Annotated in this window: 1 protein-coding gene; it reads right to left on the bottom strand. The window is 67.4% G+C overall.

From position 1 onward, the window contains the following. Positions 1 to 1,393 (bottom strand): condensation domain-containing protein (locus tag OTB19_RS42770; RefSeq protein ID WP_267804262.1); only part of this gene is annotated, 1,393 nt, incomplete at its 3' end. Positions 1,394 to 1,490 lie beyond the last annotated feature (97 nt).

The raw sequence follows: 1,490 nt of genomic DNA, 5'->3' as shown, positions 1-1,490 counted from the left end.
CGAGTTGGACGGTGTAGACGTCCTCGCCCTGGGTGTCGTAGACGGCGTGGAAGAACAGACCCTGCTGGAGCGGCGAGAGCGGCAGCACATCAGTCAGACGACCGTGCTCGGCCTCCAGACCCTCGATCTGCTCCTGACTGACCGAAACCAGCGGACCCACATCGGACGGAGTCAACCCACCGGCCTCAGCGGTCGCCGCCTGCGCGGCCAGGTCCCGCAGAGCCCGGAACCAGCCCTCCGCCAGCGCCCGCACCTCCTCCTCACCGAACAGAGCCGCCGGCCACGACCAATCAGCCACCAGACGCGGACCATCCGCGTGATCAAGCGTCACCGCGTTCAGATCCAGCGCGTGCGCCAGCCGCATGCCGGGCTCACGACCATCCCCCAGGTCGACGTCGGAGCACAGCGACCACTCACCACCCTCACCCGCGGTGGCATCGAACCGACCCAGGTAGTTGAACCCGATCTGCGGACCGGCGAAAGCGGCGAGAGCCGTCGCCGTCTCGGGGTCGGTGTAACGCAGCAGGCCATAACCGATGCCGTTGTCCGGCAACGCGTGCAACTGCTCCTTCACCCGCTTCAACGCACGACCCAGATCCCCGCCTGAACCCGCGTCCAACCGGACCGGGAACATGCTCGTGAACCAACCCACCGTCCGCGACAGGTCCACCCCCTCCACCACCGACTCACGCCCGTGGCCCTCCAGATCGACCAGAACCTCCGTCGAGGCATCCGAACGCCAACCGGCGACCGCCAGAGCGAAACCCGTCAACAACACATCATTGACACCCGCCCGATACCTCGCCGCCACCTCCGTCAACAACGACGCCGTCACCTCGACCGGCAACGTCAACGAAAGATGCCGAACCGTCCCCGCCGTGTCCCGCACCGGATCCAACACACCAGACCCGACCCGAACATCACCACCCGACAACTGCCCCTCCCACAACGGGAGTTCACTGCTGCGATCGAGAGTCGTGAGACTGTCCGCCCAACGCCGGAACGAAGTACCCACCGGCTCCAAAACCGCGCCCGCGTAAGCCCGCCCCAGATCCGGAAGCAGAACCCGCCAGGACACACCGTCCACCACCAGATGATGGGCCACCAACAACAACCGGCCCGCACCCTCGAACCACACCGCCTGAACCATCACCCCCGACTCCGGCACCAACCGCGACCGCGCCGCCCGAGCCTCAGCCGCGACCGTGACCCCGTCCTCCGCGCGACGCAACACATCGACCGCCCGCACGGCACCCGGCTCGCCGACCTCCAGGTTCCACACCGACCCGCCACGCACCAGCCGCGCACGCAACACGTCATGGTGATCGAGCAGGACCTGAAGAGCCGACTCCAACCCCTCATACGAGGCACCCGCCGGCGTCCGCACCACCATCGCCTGATGGAAACCCCCCACCGGACCACCCAGCTCACGCAGCCAACCCACGATCGGAGTCTCCGCAACCACACCAAGACCCGCGCCCGGATCCTCC

Source organism: Streptomyces sp. H27-H5, assembly GCF_026627505.1.
Taxonomy (GTDB): domain Bacteria; phylum Actinomycetota; class Actinomycetes; order Streptomycetales; family Streptomycetaceae; genus Streptomyces.
The sequence above is the reverse complement of the archived record's forward strand: the minus strand, read 5'-3'. Positions and strand labels throughout refer to the sequence as shown.